Here is a 15,803-nt window from a genome sequence, read left to right as displayed (position 1 = left end):
TTTATTCAGTACTAGAGGAATTTAATAAAAATATGGCACGTTGTATAAGCTTTTCTTTTTCTTGTAAGTCCATTTTTAATGGAAGCTGAGCATAGCCAAGCAAACGTCTTAATATCTCAACCCCAGCATATCTTGATAGCAAAGACATATTCAATGCATGACTTATTGTTTCAAACATAGCTAGGTTCTGATTCGCAATTATTAAATGAGCATACATGATTCCGTAATCAAACTCTTTTTCACCTAAAAAACAAAACTCAGGATCAAGTACTTTTATACCTGAACTTGTTTGCAGCCAACTGCCCGGATAAAAATCACCATGCAGTAAACTGCCGCTACTAGAGTTTAAGTAACGCTCTCCTAAATCATTAATGTTTTTTAATAGATTCTGGTCTTCTATAATTTCAGCCTTAATATTTTCTAAACTTGGTGTTATTTGGTCTAGATTAAGTCCATTGTTATTTTGAAATGGAATAGCAAACATATGGGCATGGTTTAGCTCTCGCATTCTATCATTTAAAAAAGACTGGCTGTCATGAACTTTTAATGCATGCAAACGTTTTAAAATATGAAATAACTGCTCTGTTTCTTGATCAGTGATTTTTTTACCCTGATAAAGCTCCAAGTAGTCTTTACCTTTACCAAGATCTTCCATAAGTAAAAGGCAGGACTCTTTATCATCTTGCAATACTTTGGGCATTTGCGTTGCTAAAAACTCATCTTGCGCAACTTGATCATAAAATGCTTTTTCAACATAATTTCTTTGTATAGGGGCTTCAATTTCAGGAAATTTTTCTACCCATGGCCGGGCTTGTTTTAAAATATATGATTTTTTTGTTGTCTGAATACGTATGGTGAAATTCATATTACCTTCACCAGCTTTATTTACTTTTATAATCTGTTCATCAGGAGTAAACCATTCTTTATTTTTTAAATAGCTAAACAAATCTTCTTGATTATCCAGATCTAAAAAATACCCTTTTGGCAAATAATCTAAAAACAGTCGTTTTTTTGGAATTATCATTGCAACAGACTAAGTGATTATAAAAAAAAAGACCACTTTATGATAAAATCAAACAAAGTAATTGGATATTTTTTTATTAAGCCTTGGTACAAAAATTGCTTAATATATGAGTATGATGCCATCCAAAAACACTAAACCATTGTTTTATTTGGGTTTAATCTTTGCTGCACTTTATATATTCAGTTTATTTGCGCAGAATAGAAGCAGTCTTACACTTAGCAACCAAGAGACTCTATTCTCTGGTAGAGGCTCAATTAACCTAGATTTAATTTTTTTTGAACAAAGCCGATGGGATGAAAACAGTATAGATGAACTCATAGATAAAACCAAGCAACAGTTTATAGATTTTTGTGACATAGAATTTGGCAAAATAAACCTATATTCTTTTCATATTCAAAATGAAGATAGTACTCAGCAAATAAAAATATCCCCTCGGGATTACAATAAGATGCTTAACTTGGTTAAGGTGCTTGAACTTCATCACCCACAATCCATTCCAGTTTATTTTGTTAACCAAGATTTACAACTAAGCTGCCTTGATGATGGCGTTTCTTTTGCACCATACTTTATTGATGGATTTGGCTTAAATGGGGAAGAAAAAAATTTAAGTAACAGTATTTGGTTAAGCAAAGGCGCATACGATTGTTCTGAAGAAAAATATTACAGTGATAGCCATAGCATCTTAACACATGAACTTTTACATATTTTGCTCAATACATATAGCACTAAGGAAGCTGAAAAAAATAAAAAACTTTACCTTTCACATTCTGCTAAAGAAAAAAAGATATCAAAATCACAATGTGAAGCTATAAAAAAATCTTCTTTCTTCCAAAAAAAATAATTACAAGTCAACTGATTGTTTTAACCTAACTCAACAATGAATCAATCATCCAAAATGTTTTAGCTATTATTTAAATCCAATGGCCCCAATGGAACAATTTGTTTGGGGTTGATAAAATCATGAGAAAAATAGTAGTGTCTTTTGATATGATCTTGGTCAACTGTTCGTAATATCTCAGGAGTATTAAGCATTTTTAAAAAATACTTAGAAATATTGGGATAGTCTTTTATACGTCGACCATTGCATTTAAAGTGGACGTAATACACGGAATCAAAACGTACTAGCGTGGTAAAAAGCCTAATATCTGCTTCAGTGAGCGTGCCTTGCACAAGATAATCATTTTTTTCCAAAATAGTATCTACTCTATCCAAAGCTGCAAACAATGCTTTAAAAGATTTTTCATAAGCTTTTTGATTTTGTGCAAAGCCTGTTTTATAGACCCCATTGTTGATATCTTTATAGACCCATTCATTGATACTATCAATCTGACTTTGAAGGTGCTTTGGGTAGAGATCTAAGGATGAATCTGTAAAATCATCAAATGAAGTGTTGAATAACCTCATGATTTCTGAAGATTCATTGTTAACAATTTGTTCGGTTTTTTTATCCCATAAAACTGGAACTGTAACCTTGCAGCTTATGTTTGGATCAGATTTTTGATAGATTTGATACAAATAATTCAATCCGTAGAGTTGATCGCCTGTAGCCCCTTCAAAACTTGAATCAAATGTCCAACTATGCTCAAGCATGTCTGGATGAACCACACTGACATCTATAATATCATTTAAACCTTTTAGTTCCCTCACAATTAGCGTTCTATGTGCCCAAGGGCATGCATAGCTTACATACAAGTGATATCTGTTTTTTTCAGGCTTAAACTGTGGATGATCCAATGAAATGGACTCTCTAAACGTTGTTTTTTCTCTATCAAATTCACCTTGATCATTGCTGGTAACAACATCTCCACTTTTCCATACACCCTGTCTTAAATGTCCCATAAGATTTTACTAACATGTTAAATAAAAAAAACAATCTTACTTTAGTTATGCAAAATAATCTTATGAATAATCCAGTCCAGCCAATGCATAACAGACTCAGATCTGAAAATATTCATTTTATCCACAGTTAAACCTATTCAACACAAATAGGTAACGCGCTATTGCTATTTTGTAATTGCTTTATCCTAAATACTTGGCATGGTGTTTAATATGGTTTTCAACAAACGAGGCAATAAAGTAATATGAATGATCAAAACCTTCACGGTAATTGACTTGTAAGCCTTGCTGATATTCTTGTGCAAGCTGTTCAAAGTTTTGAGTCAACAACTGCTCAGGATAAAATTCATCAGCAGTACCTTGATCAATTAAAATGCTTTGTTCATGTTTTTTCCCCGATTTTAACAACTCACAAGCATCGTACGCTTCCCATTGTTTGCGGTCGTCTCCTAAATATCCTTTAAATGCTTTTTGTCCCCATGCACAGTTCATTGGATTTACAATCGGAGAAAAAGCAGAAATAGATTTATACTTACTTGGATTTTTCAAGCCAAGCGTCAAAGCCCCATGCCCACCCATAGAGTGACCAAAAATAGAAATATTACCATTTAATTTAAAATGCTCATTAAATAAAGCATACAACTCTTCATTGATATAGGAGTACATATTGTAATTGGTTTTAAATGGATCAATGGTTGCATCCACATAAAAACCTGCTCCTGAGCCAAAATCATAACTTTCATGCTCATTCTCTAAATTAAGTCCTCTGGGAGAAGTATCAGGACAAATAATGATTAACCCATGCTCGTCTAAAAACTTTTGCGCTCCGGCTTTGGTAATAAAGTTTTCTTCATTGCAGGTTAAGCCAGACAACCAAATTAACCCTCCTTTTATTTTAATATCATTGCTGGGTTGATACACAGAAAAATTCATTTCTGTACCCGTGATTTCAGATGAATGCTTGTAAAACTCTGTAACCCCAGAAAAACATCGATGCGATTTAACTTTATCCATAACCTTACGCTTCCTAACTATTTAAAATTTTACCACTGAACGTATGGCTTTACCGTCATGCATATACTCAAAGGCTTTATTAATCTCTTCTATTGGCATTTCAAAAGTGACCAAATCATCCAAGTTAATATCTCCTGACATATACTTCTCCACAAAACCTGGCAATTCACTGCGTCCTTTGACACCTCCAAACGCTGAGCCTTTCCATACTCTGCCTGTTACCAACTGAAACGGTCGGGTACTAATTTCTTGGCCAGCACCTGCTACACCAATAATAATGGACTGTCCCCAACCTTTATGGCAACACTCTAAAGCATCTCTCATTAACTTTGTATTGCCAACACATTCAAATGAATAGTCCACACCTCCCTCAGTCATCGTCACAATTTTTTCAACAATACTTTGTTCAATTTCTTTGGGGTTAACAAAGTCAGTGGCTCCCATATCCATGGCTATCTTTTTTTTATCTGGATTAATATCTACAGCAATAATTCTTTTGGCTTTGGCCATTTTGGCCCCTTGAATAACAGACAAACCAATGCCTCCTATACCAAAGACAGCGATAGTAGCTCCTTCTTCTACTTTTGCAGTATTAAGAACAGCGCCAATCCCCGTGGTAACACCGCAACCCAATAGACAAATTTTTTCTAAAGGGGCCTCAGGGTTTACTTTAGCCAAAGCAATTTCAGGAACAACTGTTTTTTCTGCAAAAGTGGATACGCCCATATAATGGTAAATAGGTTGGCCATCTTTTGAAAAACGGGTTGTTCCATCCGGCATTAAGCCTTTACCTTGGGTTTCTCTCACGCTTTGACATAAGTTGGTTTTTCCAGATTGACAAAACTTACATGTTTTACACTCTGGAATGTACAGCGGAATCACATGATCTCCAGGTTTGAGTGTTGTTACGCCTTCGCCAACAGCTTCAACAATACCGCCACCTTCATGCCCTAAAATTGAAGGGAAAATGCCTTCAGGGTCATCTCCAGACAAAGTAAATGCATCTGTATGACAGACGCCGCTGGCGGTAATTTTAACCAAAACTTCACCCCGTTTTGGCATTTCTAAATCAATTTCTTCAATTTTAAGAGGTTCTCCTGCCTTCCAGGCTACGGCGGCTTTAACTTTCATTGCAACTCCTTGGTGACATTATTTTATGAAACTATTATCACCTGACATACTATATGTTTATCAAAAGCTCCAATACCTACTAAAAAATCATAGATCTATATATTTATATTGGCTTTTATGTCACCGCAGCTCACTTGTTCAAGTTTGTTGGTTCCAGAAATAGCTACAAGACTTTTGATTTACATAAATCCAATTCAGTTGATCACCCTAGAACTCTTAGTGTGTCTAGTGACTTTATTTTCCTCTTGACCTTAATGACAAGTTGCAGCTATATTTTCAAAATGCTTAAAAAAACACTCTTAGCTTTTACTTTGTTTAACATGCTTTTACCTTTTTATGTTCATGCTCAAGTTAACGAAACAAATTATATCCTTAGTTTAAAACAAGCTCCTTATTCAGACGAATTTATTAACGCTGGTCTTGCTAGCTATACGTTTATGCTTAATCAATTAGATGATTTAAGTACCTGTCAAGATGCAATCCAAAAGGTATCCAGAAGCTTTTTTGAAAAACACACCTTTAAATCAATCTTTTTACCTACGGCTTTTATTTTTGCTTTAAGCTTTAAAATACCAAGCATTGAAGATGGGTATAACACTCCAAGAGATTCAACAGACAAAACGATTGGCTACTCATTGGGAGCTGTTATCACAGGATCAGCTATAATTTTGGATAAAAAAAGTAAACGCAAATATCAAGAACAAACCCTAATTCAATTAAATAAACTGAATAATTTTATTGAAAATCAAAACAATTTATTTATAAATGAAGCTTCAATAATGGATAAAATTGATATGCTTTATAACTGGGCTTATGAAAACGATACAGACCCAGTCTCTACAACATCCTTACTGCTATCTCTTCGCTGTTCTAATGAAGAAGATAAAATAAGCAGAGAAAAACTAAAGGCATTCAAACAACACCTACGTAAAACACACTAATGCTAAAATAGCTTTTTCAAAATTTCTTTAACTGCCTACACAAAAACTTAGGTCAAGAGCTTTAAACGTATCAAGTGTCCACAATTTTTTATTAAAAGTCGGTTCGCTTCTAACAAATTTCCTATCAAAAAAATCAACTTCTTTAGAAAAATTTATTTATAATCATTAGGAACAGCAAAGCCATTTTCAGATAAAAATTCTAAAACTTCAGGATTGAGACTTTCGTACAGTTTTTTTGTAATTGCAGCAGATAATTTTAATGCTTTAAAACGTATATTGATTCTGTCAACCAAACGATCTTTTACTGTCATTGCAGCTTGCTTTATTGTCTTAAGTTGAGTCTGTTGCTTTATATCTGGAGCTTTCGTAAGTAAATATGTTGCGACTTTATCAAGTTGATACATGCTCCAAAATATTTCAAATAAGTCAATTTTTGTTCTCTTATCAATTTTTGATAAACGATGGCATACAGAATTGAGTATTTGAGGAGCTAAAGTAATAAATTTTTCAGCTTTATATTCAACGTTCCCTAGGTAATAATTCTCAACGTCTAAAAATTTATTCATAAATACTGCATTACGTGAACCTATACGTCTTTTATTTTTTCTTTTAATATATTCAAAAACATTTTTATCTTCTCCATCTTTAGCTGCAAAACGAAACAAGTTATCCCATTCAGAATCAATTTGAAAAGAAAATGTTTCTTCACCTACAGTACATAATTGCTGATTCTCAAACACTTCAAACCGATAGGTCTCCAAATCTTTAGATAAGTTTATTTTATTTTTTGTTATGAAGTAGTTTGTCAAATCGCCAAGACCTATAGAGGCTGTATTCTCCGACTCAACCATACTAATATCCAACTCTTTGATAAAATCTTCTTTATTTGGCGGAATAAAACCATTTATGCATTTTAAAAGTTCGTACGCAATCATGCGATGCCCAAGTGCTGTAGGATGAACAGCATCAAAAAAGTGTTTTTTTTCTAGCGTATAAAATAGATTTGGGTAGCAATGAAAACTAGTATTTTCTTCAAAGTCTAAGCAGATAGCTTCATTTGTAGTTTGATAAAGTTCAATTTCTTCTAAATTAAACACTTTATCTGTACCGAACCAACTTTGACTTTCCATCAAATGATTTGGAACAGTTGTAGGTGTAAAAACAACTTTAATATTTTGGTTGAGCGCATAATCAATTGCAGAAGTTATATTTTTTTTATAGCTTTCTGCATCAAAAGTTTGATGATAAATTAAATCATTCCCTCCCAATTCAAGTATCAACACATTGATATCATTATTCTGAATAATATTTTTAGTAAGAATCAAGGCTTCTGTGGATGATCTTCCTTCTAATGCATCAATAGCCGTAAGAGATAAATCTTTTCTAATTTGTTTAGCAAATTCACTTAACACATATGGAAATGCTTTTTTATTAGACCAAGTTAAAAATCCGGCACTAATAGAGTCCCCAACAACACCTATTTTATATTGGTTTTCTTGTGCGTTAGCATTTATAAATAAAACCAGACACATTGATAAAATAAAACCGGATATACTTCGCCCCTTAATCACAATAACGCAACGTATCATGAAATTAGTTTTCTCACAATGTTTTTTTATTATCTATTATTAATCGTTTTCATTAACAACAATCATTCCAGTTCCCTTAACTTCTCCTAAAACATCAATATACATTCCTCGTGCATAGATATGCAGATTTTTAATATCAAAATATGATTCTGATGGAGATAAGCCAACTCCTCCTCCTTCACACCAGACGCCGTCATCGTCATTATCACCATCTAAATCAGCAATTGCAGTAATCATTAATGTATTTGGTAAAGATGCCCCGTATTCATCAACCAATGCTTGATCTTGACGGGCACGCACCAAAAAGAAAGTAGGTGTAGGAAACGTTGTATAGTATTCCGTTCCCCTGAATCTCGTTGGTCCATTTCCCCCAAGATTAAGTAATTTTGGATGACCATAATAGTTATCCATCGTGCAAACTCTCGTTGAAGGATTGTAAGTAAAATAATTGTTATCATGATATATGACAAAAGGGCGTTTGATGCTAGGGGGGTAATCTCTAATTGTACTTCCATCTAAGCTTTTTGTACAAATACTGACAAACCTTGGACTCGGTCTACATGGCACCTGACCATGAGTAGAATCATTGACAAACATTTGGTTTTTTGAGGCAAAAACATGCTCAGCATCATAAAAAAAACGAATTGCCAAAGCACCTTCAGAAGCTCTCGATTTTTGTACATATTCTAGATATGCAGGGACAGTGACAGCTGCCAATACACCAATAATAACCACTGCTATCATGATCTCAACAAGAGTAAATCCTAAACGTTGTGATTTAATTACGTAGCGGTATAAAAACACAAATTAACTCTACTACAACTTTTATATTTGTAAAAATTTTTTAGCAAAAAAGTATCCGGTTACTTTGGGGAGATTTCGGTATGTTAATTGCTTTATTTAGAGCATGCCCAGGAAAAGCTTATTCGTACAAGTGCCTTTACTTACCATATCTACGCAAGATAGAACAATAGAGAGTGGTTTTTTATTCTACAACAACAAGTTTGGTACATCTGTTGCACCTAATTTTTAAACTATTTCTGATCGATATCAGGCTCATCTTCATAGCTTTGTACTCATGAATAATCATTTTCATATGATTATTAGTACACCGCAATCCAATATTGATTTGATTATGAACTACTAGTTAGAGTGCCAGGCGTATTTTTGAAACGCATCGTGTTGCAAAAATATACCTGGCACCTAAACACAGTTTATCAAAGAAAACCCATGCAAAAAAAGCCATGGTAAATGGTTTTATCAACCAATTTACGATTAGTGTGAGAAAGAAGGCTTTGGGGTTTTTACCTACAGTTTTGATTGAAGTAAAATCAATCTGCACCATCATAGGGAAAATCATAAACCAAGCGAGTCCTGCAACAGGAATATTTACTGTCGCAATATTCATATCAACAAGAAAGGATATTGAATCACCAAAAATTTTTCCTAATATAATGCCACACACACAATACAAAGAGCTACCCAAATGCTTAAATATTGCTCAAAAAATTGCATCTTTTTGGATTCACTACCCGTAACTTTTATTCAATATATTTTTTATAATTGAAAGCAAGAATTAGCTATAGTGGGCCTCGGCTACTTGATGTTGAGTTATTTGCCACATGTTTAGAAAATAAACTCATATATATAAATGTAGGTACTTAGCATCCATGCTAGATAAAAAAAGTAATTTTTATTCCTCAAAATAGCTTTGAGAGCGGAGCAAAAACAAAAAGGGTTGACAAAAAATTCGGAGTCGCGTTTAGAAAGAGAGTGTTCTTAATGATTTCTCATTTTCATCACTCTTTCCATTGGCGCCCAGCGCCATTCATAGCTTAATTTGGGTTCTACCCAAAATCCATAATTTTTTTTTATATACTACGTCTTAAACAACCGGTGCACTTTGCACAAGAGGAAAGAATGATAATGAATCAAAAATCAAATGTACTTAAACAAGCTATTGGCCCCATAAGTTTGGCGGCTATCGTATTTAATTGTACTGTGGGGGGTGGAATTTTTCGCCTCCCAGGTGAAGTTTATGAAATTGCAGGAGCCTATGCGCCTTTAGCCTATATCATTTGCGCTTTAACCACAGTATTTATAACTATTGTTTTTATCAAAGTAGGTAATTCAAATTCTGAGTCAGGGGGGCCGTATGCTTACGTCGAAAAAGAGTTGGGAGGTTTATCTGGATTCATAACCGGCTTTTTACTTTTGCTCTTGGGTATTTTTGCAATGGCTTCAGTAGCCAATGCCTTGGTAGAAGCTGTATTTGTTTTGTTTCCTAGTTTTGCTTCTATCGGGGCAAAAACCTTAATCATTGTGACTGTATTTACTATTTTAGGTCTGAGTAATGTCAAAGGCGTTAAAACTGGAGCTAATGTAGTATCCATAATTACATTTTTTAAGCTTCTTCCACTACTCATCCTTATTGGCTATGGCTTAACTAAGTTAGGAGGTGTATATTTGGAAAATACGATAACGCCTTCTTCACCACTGACAGCAGTCATAAGGGCGGCTTTAGTACTTATGTTTGCTTTTATGGGAATTGAAAGTGCTTTAACTCCAAGTGAAGAGATTAAAAATCCACAGCACACCCTTAAAAAAGGTTTATTTATTGGTATGACTGCTATTCTTTTAGTTTATATGTGTTTACAAATAGTTTCGCAAAATATTTTAGGGCCAGAAATTGTTGCATTAAAACATGCTCCTTTAGCTTTTGCTGCAGAACGTATTATGGGACCTTTAGGTAAAACCTTATTACTTGTGGCAACGGTGCTGTCAATGTTTGGTTATTTAAGTAGCATGTCCTTGGGAATTCCACGTATCCTATACAAAATGGGTAAAGATAAGATTTTTCCTGAGTTTTTAGGCTACATCAATCCAAAAACACAAACGCCAAATGCTGCTATTTTTACATTACTGCTTATTGTAACCGTATTTTCATTAACCGGAACATTCAGTAAACTGGTCATTATTGCTAATTTATCTGCGATCAGCATGTACATTTTATGTTCTATCGCAGCCATCAAGAAAGACCCCAAAAAGCCCATTATTCCTTTATTAACTATTGTCATGTTAAGCACTTTGTTATCAAGTCTTAACTTCAGTGAATATATAGGAGTAGCTTTGGCATCGATTGTTGCAGCAAGTATTTTCATGGTAAGAAAAAAAACATATCAAATGTATCAATTCAAAAATTCAAAAATATAAATGGTTTCTGGCATTCCGGGGATATTCTGTTGTCCCCGGAATCAATTAGATTTAGAAATATCTTGCGCTTCTCAAGGTATAAATATAAATGCACAACATGTTTTTTTATCACAGACCTCATAAGATAAGAAGCCATGCTTCTTAAACAGTTCTTTCAATTATTTTTGCTAGGTCTAAATAACTCTATATATTTTTCGTTCTTAACGATTCTCAGTATACCCCTTATTTCTAATGCCTCTAATATCACTCAACTCTATACAAAGGTGCTTGACTTAAAAAAGAATCGTTGGCGGCATAGGGTTATTATAGTTGAGAATGATAACACACAGCAACAGCAAAACTTGTTTATAAACTGTTACGATGCTTTCACTGAAAGAAAAATTAAAATTTTCTTAAAACCTCAAACTTCCAACAATAATAATCAATTTTTTAAGGTTTCTCTCATTGGATTGGATGGAGAAGTAAAAAAACAATCTGCTAGACCTCAAAGCTGCAAGTATTTTATTGACGCAATCGATCAAATGCCAATGAGAATAAAAGAAATGAAATAGTTAACATGCAAGATGTATATTTTAGATGCGATTCATCATTAGCCTTTCATAACGCTTATGAAATATACTCTACGCAATTAGACTTTAACTGTTGTTCAGTCAACTCTAAGAAAAAAACAAGGCAATAACTATTGCTGAAATAAAAATCCTTTTCAACGAACTCTTAAAAGAGGAAAATGCAGTGCAGTTCGGGAACAAATGTTATTCAAAGCACCCTTACTGATTCAGGAAAAACGATCACAAAGCTCCGCTTTCAATCACTTATCCCAAACGCTACGTATTGTAAGGCAGCTTACCAAAAGCAGCCTATGACTTAAGGTTAATAGTTTAATAAGCAATAATAGCTTGAAAAGGACTTTACCTTTACCCTCACAATTTGAGTGAGACTAGTCCTCTAGAGAGAACTTAGGAGTTGCTAACCCATAAAAATTGACCGGTAAATCTGGGTTCTTGCGCCACCAATCTAAAATTTTCACTCCACGTAAACTTTTTATGATTCGAGCATCTTTACAGATTTTCTTGACCCAATTGGGCGCCCCGCCATTAGGATATTCCCCTTGCAGATATTTGCAAAAACCGGCCTGTGTACTTGAATTTACCCTAAAATAGGCCAAAATATCTAAATCAGATTGGTACAACTCTTTTCTGGCCTCATAGCCTTCAATCAAAAAACTTACATGGTCTACATTATCCATACTCAATTGATGAGTCGAGGGGAGCTTTGAATGAAAACCAGCCAAGTGCATGTTGTGCGAATCTAAATAAATGATCACATCAGGCATTTGATCGATACTTTCCTGAGGATAGAGCTGATCGTACAAATTTTGCTGATTTTTCAGCGACTCGTGTTGGTTCAAATAATAGTACGTCATCCCATACAAGTTTTGTACGAAGGGTGCATCACTATCTTGTTTACGAAATCTCCGCATCCTTGGATCCTGGAATCTGCGAAAAATTGGACTGGCACCCATAAAAAAGTTCAGCTCTTGAGGTCCAGCCGTTTCTATCACTTCTTTATAATCCCTGGATATTCGCAAGCTATCCTCACTCCAATAATCAATGGCGTATACGATATGATAATCAGACAAACTTTTGGTCACCAATTGATTGAGATAAAAATCAATCCCGTGCAGTGTTCCTGTAACAATAATTGTTAAATCACCTTGTCCAGGTTCATATTCCCGAATACTAGCTTCAATGTTTTGCCGAATCGTTTTATCCCAACCTTTAATCTGAGAATCTTGGTTGTAGCGCTTTACATACTGATTTAGATCCTGTGCACTCATTGAGCTAAAACTTTGGCCATTTCTTTGATAACGTTTAGCTGAATACTGAACAGATGGCGAACTACTTTGCAATTTAAACAACTGATTTTGATTTAATTCTTTGATGTACGTCCGTTTCCTAATAGATTCAAATGGACTGGTTGAAGCATACTGTTGTACCCATTCGAGTGCAGGCCCCGAAAAAACTGCTGGCATACTCAATAAATTAAATAAAAATAAAATAGATAAAATATATTTTTTATTCATGGCTTTTTTTCCCCTAACTCTTGGCAGATTTTGGTACATCACTTTACACAGCACGTCAATTAAAAATGTATTGCATTATTTTACAGCTCAAGCAAGTAAATTTTCCCCTTAGCTAGACGCAATGTATTTTCTTAAATTTGGAGCTGGCTTTGCCGTTTGTTGACCACATTTTTTCACTTTTTGCTTTAAATCTAAGAAGCATACACATATAACTCAAATTTTTCTGAAGTACGGAAATAAAGTCAAAGCATACAAATTAGATTGCCGGAGACATTTCGCAAAAGCTGCACACAATCTACTGCATTGCACCAAAACAATGCGCCTAACGCCTGATCATTAATGATACAATGCCAATGTGATTGACCTAACCGCCCCTTTTTAACTCCTTAGAATTAAAAAAAAGCTCACCTATTCTATACGCATTATGTCATCGGAAACTGGATTTTTTTGCCCTGGTGGCAACAGTGATGAAGATGTTGGATCATAGAAATCAACCCCTAAACCTTCTAAATCTTGTTTTTTCCAATAATAATAATCTGCAGGTATGCCACTCTTACCATTACAATTATTAATATAGCTGTATACCATTAAATATTTTCTACTTCTCTCTAATTGATAGTCTTCACACAACAATTGACAATTGCCATTTTCACCTTCAAAAACTGCTGGATAATCCTCTGTGTCTAAATTTTGTTTCAAAAGCCATGATACCCACAGATTGTTTAGCTTTACATAGTCTCCTTTGGAACAGTCACGGGCATATAAATTGGTGGCTCCAAATAATATCGTGCATGAGATTAATAATATTTTAATTGTGTTTTTCATCATTTTCCCTTTCTAATTTTTCTATTTAATAACACATCGCATCTTTATTCTCAAATAAAAATCTTTTAAAAGTATTGTGCTTTTTTGGTTATATAAAAATAGGAATTTTAACCATTAAAACAGTGTTTTATGATTAAGCAATTAAGTGCTGATAAGTTCCAAACATTTTATTTTGGCGCAACTTTCAATGTTATACATTGCTGTGAACTACACGTCGGGGAGTTTTCACTTCACTCTAATAGTTAAAGTCATTAAAGCCATAGAAACCATTTTCTTGAACAAAAATTCAATCATTAAATACCAAAATATCATCAATACATTCGCCCTTTTGATTTTCGATATAAATATATTTACCTATATGGAAATTTTCAATTCCGGGGACGTATACCGTAATCTAAATAACCTGGTATTGGAATTGCTATTGAAAGAGGAATGGCCAGATTATCTCGTGTAGTTGTTCCTAATATTGCTCATCATCTTGTCAACCGGGGAAATCGTCGGCAAATGGTATTTTTTAAAGACGAAGACTATCAAGTCTTTCTTGAACTTCTAGCTTTATTTTCAAGTGCATATCAGGTTCAGATTGCTGCTTACTGCCTGGCACATACACACAAAGAGGCCTTACTTAAACCCAGATAATTTAGATTTCGGTACATGTCCCCGGAATTACAAAGTAACTGGATACCTTTTCTATTTTCTACTATTTCGATACACGTCCCCAGAATTCAAAAAGTAGCTTTCAAAGTTACTCCAAAATTCTGCATCTAGTACTGACTCATGATTCAAATTTAATGAAATAGCAACGTTCTTTGCTTTTTCAATATCTAGCATAGGTGTCACTTTATATTTAATAATATCAATAAAAAGACCTTCAAAAGCAAGTTCATACTCATCATGATTTAAATAGTGCCTAACAGCATCAACCGTCGACTGATCTAAAATATCTTTATTTATATTTAATATTTCAAAAATATAATCGTAGACTGTTTGCCAGAACGGCTTTTCTATATCAGTACGTGTTTTTTTATCCACTTTTACAGAAATTGTATTTAAAAAGTCTAATAATACAATCTGCTTTATAACATCTAAATTTTCATATACTAATTTATAGCTTTTATCTAAATTAAACATATGAGAGTATTCTATGTTTAGCTTCTCAATTAAATAATCTTCAAAAACATCAAACACTTCATAGTCATTTATAACAATATTAAATGTCGAAGAATTTGTTTTTTCAAAAAGAATAGCTTTATAATTTTTTTTTAAAAATTCTAAATTAGTCATGATCCCTACATATATCATTTTTAGTTTAGGTGTCATAATTCCGGAGACTAATTCCGGGGACAGTCGACTGAATTATAATTATGCGGATGGAGAAATAAGGTAGCTGTCCCCGGAACTTAATGCCATGTTTAGGTGCCAGGCGTACTTTTGAAATGCATCATGTTACAAAAATATGCCTGGCACCTAAACAAATAATTCAGAATAATGGTACCCGGTTATCTTTTCTCTGATAACGTCAAAATTGTCAATGCGCGTTATTTTTCACTGTCCAAATGTCTCATTGTTTGTTATATAACATACCTGTTATATTAACTAACTGTATTTTTTAGGGGTTACTGTTATGAAAAAAAATTCTTGTTTTTTATATTTATTGGCTATTATTTTTACCAACCTATGTTTTGCACAAGGTATTTCAACACAAAACTTGAGTGACAAAGTTTGGGAAAACTTGGTTCAATTTGAAGAATCTCAATCACCTAAAGTTCTTACTGAAGAAGCTATAGATTCAATTACTAGAGGCAAATGGACCTGGTTTATGGATGCAGCTAGGAATATTGTATTTACAGACGACATCAAAATTGAAAACAACCTCATTTTGGGAGACCCCCAACTTAGTGACCATATTGTTAAAAATAGATCAATAATATCTCAAGACTATCTAAGGGAATTTAATGTAACTTTACCTCATGCCTATGAAACCTGGGACTTTGAAAATGATGTTTTTTCTTATTTAAATTTAGATTTTTACTTAAATAGCGATAACTCTTTATTGCTTGATATAGAAAAAGAAGCTCGCCAATACTTTTTAAATGAAAACAATCAACCTGTTGTTCAACCTGACTTAATAGAGATTTCTTATACAA

General features: G+C 33.7%; 15 protein-coding genes and 1 pseudogene. 6 read left to right on the top strand and 10 right to left on the bottom strand.

All coding sequences use genetic code 11. The annotated features are described in order from the left end of the window. Position 1: 1 nt before the first annotated feature. A complete protein-coding gene (locus MRY82_05165) occupies positions 2-1,024 on the bottom strand; it encodes a phosphotransferase (GenBank protein ID MCI5072314.1) in 1,023 nt (340 codons plus the stop codon). Positions 1,025-1,136: 112 nt separating this feature from the next. Here MRY82_05165 and MRY82_05160 point away from each other — a divergent pair, with 112 nt between their 5' ends. Then, a complete protein-coding gene (locus tag MRY82_05160) occupies positions 1,137-1,865 on the top strand; it encodes a hypothetical protein (GenBank protein ID MCI5072313.1) in 729 nt (242 codons plus the stop codon). 59 nt (positions 1,866-1,924) lie between these two features. On the opposite strand, the gene MRY82_05155 is transcribed toward MRY82_05160, so the two are convergent. The 3 genes from MRY82_05155 to MRY82_05145 form a co-directional block, all read right to left on the bottom strand. Continuing rightward, positions 1,925-2,863, bottom strand: coding sequence for a glutathione S-transferase family protein (locus tag MRY82_05155; protein ID MCI5072312.1), 939 nt, complete (start codon positions 2,861-2,863; stop codon positions 1,925-1,927). Between the two features lie 180 nt (positions 2,864-3,043). Beyond that, positions 3,044-3,874 (bottom strand): S-formylglutathione hydrolase, encoded by an 831-nt coding sequence (gene fghA, locus MRY82_05150; GenBank protein ID MCI5072311.1) that lies wholly within the window; start codon positions 3,872-3,874, stop codon positions 3,044-3,046. A 21-nt stretch (positions 3,875-3,895) separates the two neighbouring features. Continuing rightward, positions 3,896-5,005 (bottom strand): S-(hydroxymethyl)glutathione dehydrogenase/class III alcohol dehydrogenase, encoded by a 1,110-nt coding sequence (locus MRY82_05145; protein MCI5072310.1) that lies wholly within the window; start codon positions 5,003-5,005, stop codon positions 3,896-3,898. Between the two features lie 281 nt (positions 5,006-5,286). On the opposite strand from MRY82_05145, the gene MRY82_05140 reads away from it, so the two are divergent. Further along, on the top strand, positions 5,287-5,946 hold the full coding sequence (locus tag MRY82_05140) for a hypothetical protein (protein MCI5072309.1): 660 nt from the start codon (positions 5,287-5,289) through the stop codon (positions 5,944-5,946). 152 nt (positions 5,947-6,098) lie between these two features. Here MRY82_05140 and MRY82_05135 read toward each other — a convergent pair whose 3' ends face one another. The 3 genes and pseudogenes from MRY82_05135 to MRY82_05125 all read right to left on the bottom strand — a co-directional run bounded on the left by MRY82_05135 (position 6,099) and on the right by MRY82_05125 (position 9,050). Then, positions 6,099-7,535, bottom strand: coding sequence for an SGNH/GDSL hydrolase family protein (locus MRY82_05135; GenBank protein MCI5072308.1), 1,437 nt, complete (start codon positions 7,533-7,535; stop codon positions 6,099-6,101). Positions 7,536-7,574: 39 nt separating this feature from the next. After that, on the bottom strand, positions 7,575-8,279 hold the full coding sequence (locus tag MRY82_05130) for a hypothetical protein (protein MCI5072307.1): 705 nt from the start codon (positions 8,277-8,279) through the stop codon (positions 7,575-7,577). Positions 8,280-8,745: 466 nt separating this feature from the next. Continuing rightward, positions 8,746-9,050 (bottom strand): annotated as a pseudogene (locus MRY82_05125) (arsenical-resistance protein). A gap of 411 nt (positions 9,051-9,461) precedes the next feature. Between MRY82_05125 and MRY82_05120 the strand changes: the two are divergent. Beyond that, positions 9,462-10,748, top strand: a complete 1,287-nt coding sequence (locus tag MRY82_05120) for an APC family permease (GenBank protein MCI5072306.1) — start codon at positions 9,462-9,464, stop codon at positions 10,746-10,748. 134 nt (positions 10,749-10,882) lie between these two features. Then, positions 10,883-11,299 carry a DUF4174 domain-containing protein gene (locus tag MRY82_05115; protein ID MCI5072305.1) on the top strand — a complete coding sequence of 139 codons (417 nt, stop codon included), beginning with the start codon at positions 10,883-10,885 and terminating at the stop codon, positions 11,297-11,299. A gap of 386 nt (positions 11,300-11,685) precedes the next feature. On the opposite strand, the gene MRY82_05110 is transcribed toward MRY82_05115, so the two are convergent. Beyond that, the gene (locus MRY82_05110; protein ID MCI5072304.1) at positions 11,686-12,831 is read right to left on the bottom strand and encodes a hypothetical protein; all 1,146 of its coding nucleotides are present in this window, start codon (positions 12,829-12,831) and stop codon (positions 11,686-11,688) included. A gap of 408 nt (positions 12,832-13,239) precedes the next feature. Continuing rightward, positions 13,240-13,659: a hypothetical protein gene (locus MRY82_05105; protein MCI5072303.1), complete on the bottom strand. Its 420-nt coding sequence runs from the start codon at positions 13,657-13,659 to the stop codon at positions 13,240-13,242. 429 nt (positions 13,660-14,088) lie between these two features. Between MRY82_05105 and MRY82_05100 the strand changes: the two genes are divergently transcribed. Beyond that, positions 14,089-14,295, top strand: a complete 207-nt coding sequence (locus tag MRY82_05100; protein ID MCI5072302.1) for a hypothetical protein — start codon at positions 14,089-14,091, stop codon at positions 14,293-14,295. Positions 14,296-14,346: 51 nt separating this feature from the next. Here the strand turns inward: MRY82_05100 and MRY82_05095 are convergent, their stop codons facing one another. After that, on the bottom strand, positions 14,347-14,940 hold the full coding sequence (locus tag MRY82_05095) for a hypothetical protein (GenBank protein ID MCI5072301.1): 594 nt from the start codon (positions 14,938-14,940) through the stop codon (positions 14,347-14,349). Between the two features lie 340 nt (positions 14,941-15,280). On the opposite strand from MRY82_05095, the gene MRY82_05090 reads away from it, so the two are divergent. Next, a partial coding sequence (locus tag MRY82_05090) for a hypothetical protein (protein ID MCI5072300.1) occupies positions 15,281-15,803 on the top strand: 523 nt, incomplete at its 3' end.

It is taken from the genome of bacterium, from assembly GCA_022763185.1.
In the GTDB taxonomy this organism is placed as follows: domain Bacteria; phylum Bdellovibrionota_G; class JALEGL01; order JALEGL01; family JALEGL01; genus JALEGL01.
This window is presented reverse-complemented; position numbering and strand designations above follow the sequence as displayed.

Coding starts and splice junctions, on each gene's coding strand:
- MRY82_05165 (MCI5072314.1), bottom strand. CDS start 1,024: ATGATAATTCCAAAAAAACGACTGTTTTTAGATTATTTGCCAAAAGGG.
- MRY82_05160 (MCI5072313.1), top strand. CDS start 1,137: ATGATGCCATCCAAAAACACTAAACCATTGTTTTATTTGGGTTTAATC.
- MRY82_05155 (MCI5072312.1), bottom strand. CDS start 2,863: ATGGGACATTTAAGACAGGGTGTATGGAAAAGTGGAGATGTTGTTACC.
- fghA (MCI5072311.1), bottom strand. CDS start 3,874: ATGGATAAAGTTAAATCGCATCGATGTTTTTCTGGGGTTACAGAGTTT.
- MRY82_05145 (MCI5072310.1), bottom strand. CDS start 5,005: ATGAAAGTTAAAGCCGCCGTAGCCTGGAAGGCAGGAGAACCTCTTAAA.
- MRY82_05140 (MCI5072309.1), top strand. CDS start 5,287: ATGCTTAAAAAAACACTCTTAGCTTTTACTTTGTTTAACATGCTTTTA.
- MRY82_05135 (MCI5072308.1), bottom strand. CDS start 7,535: ATGATACGTTGCGTTATTGTGATTAAGGGGCGAAGTATATCCGGTTTT.
- MRY82_05130 (MCI5072307.1), bottom strand. CDS start 8,279: ATGATAGCAGTGGTTATTATTGGTGTATTGGCAGCTGTCACTGTCCCT.
- MRY82_05120 (MCI5072306.1), top strand. CDS start 9,462: ATGAATCAAAAATCAAATGTACTTAAACAAGCTATTGGCCCCATAAGT.
- MRY82_05115 (MCI5072305.1), top strand. CDS start 10,883: ATGCTTCTTAAACAGTTCTTTCAATTATTTTTGCTAGGTCTAAATAAC.
- MRY82_05110 (MCI5072304.1), bottom strand. CDS start 12,831: ATGAATAAAAAATATATTTTATCTATTTTATTTTTATTTAATTTATTG.
- MRY82_05105 (MCI5072303.1), bottom strand. CDS start 13,659: ATGATGAAAAACACAATTAAAATATTATTAATCTCATGCACGATATTA.
- MRY82_05100 (MCI5072302.1), top strand. CDS start 14,089: ATGGCCAGATTATCTCGTGTAGTTGTTCCTAATATTGCTCATCATCTT.
- MRY82_05095 (MCI5072301.1), bottom strand. CDS start 14,940: ATGACTAATTTAGAATTTTTAAAAAAAAATTATAAAGCTATTCTTTTT.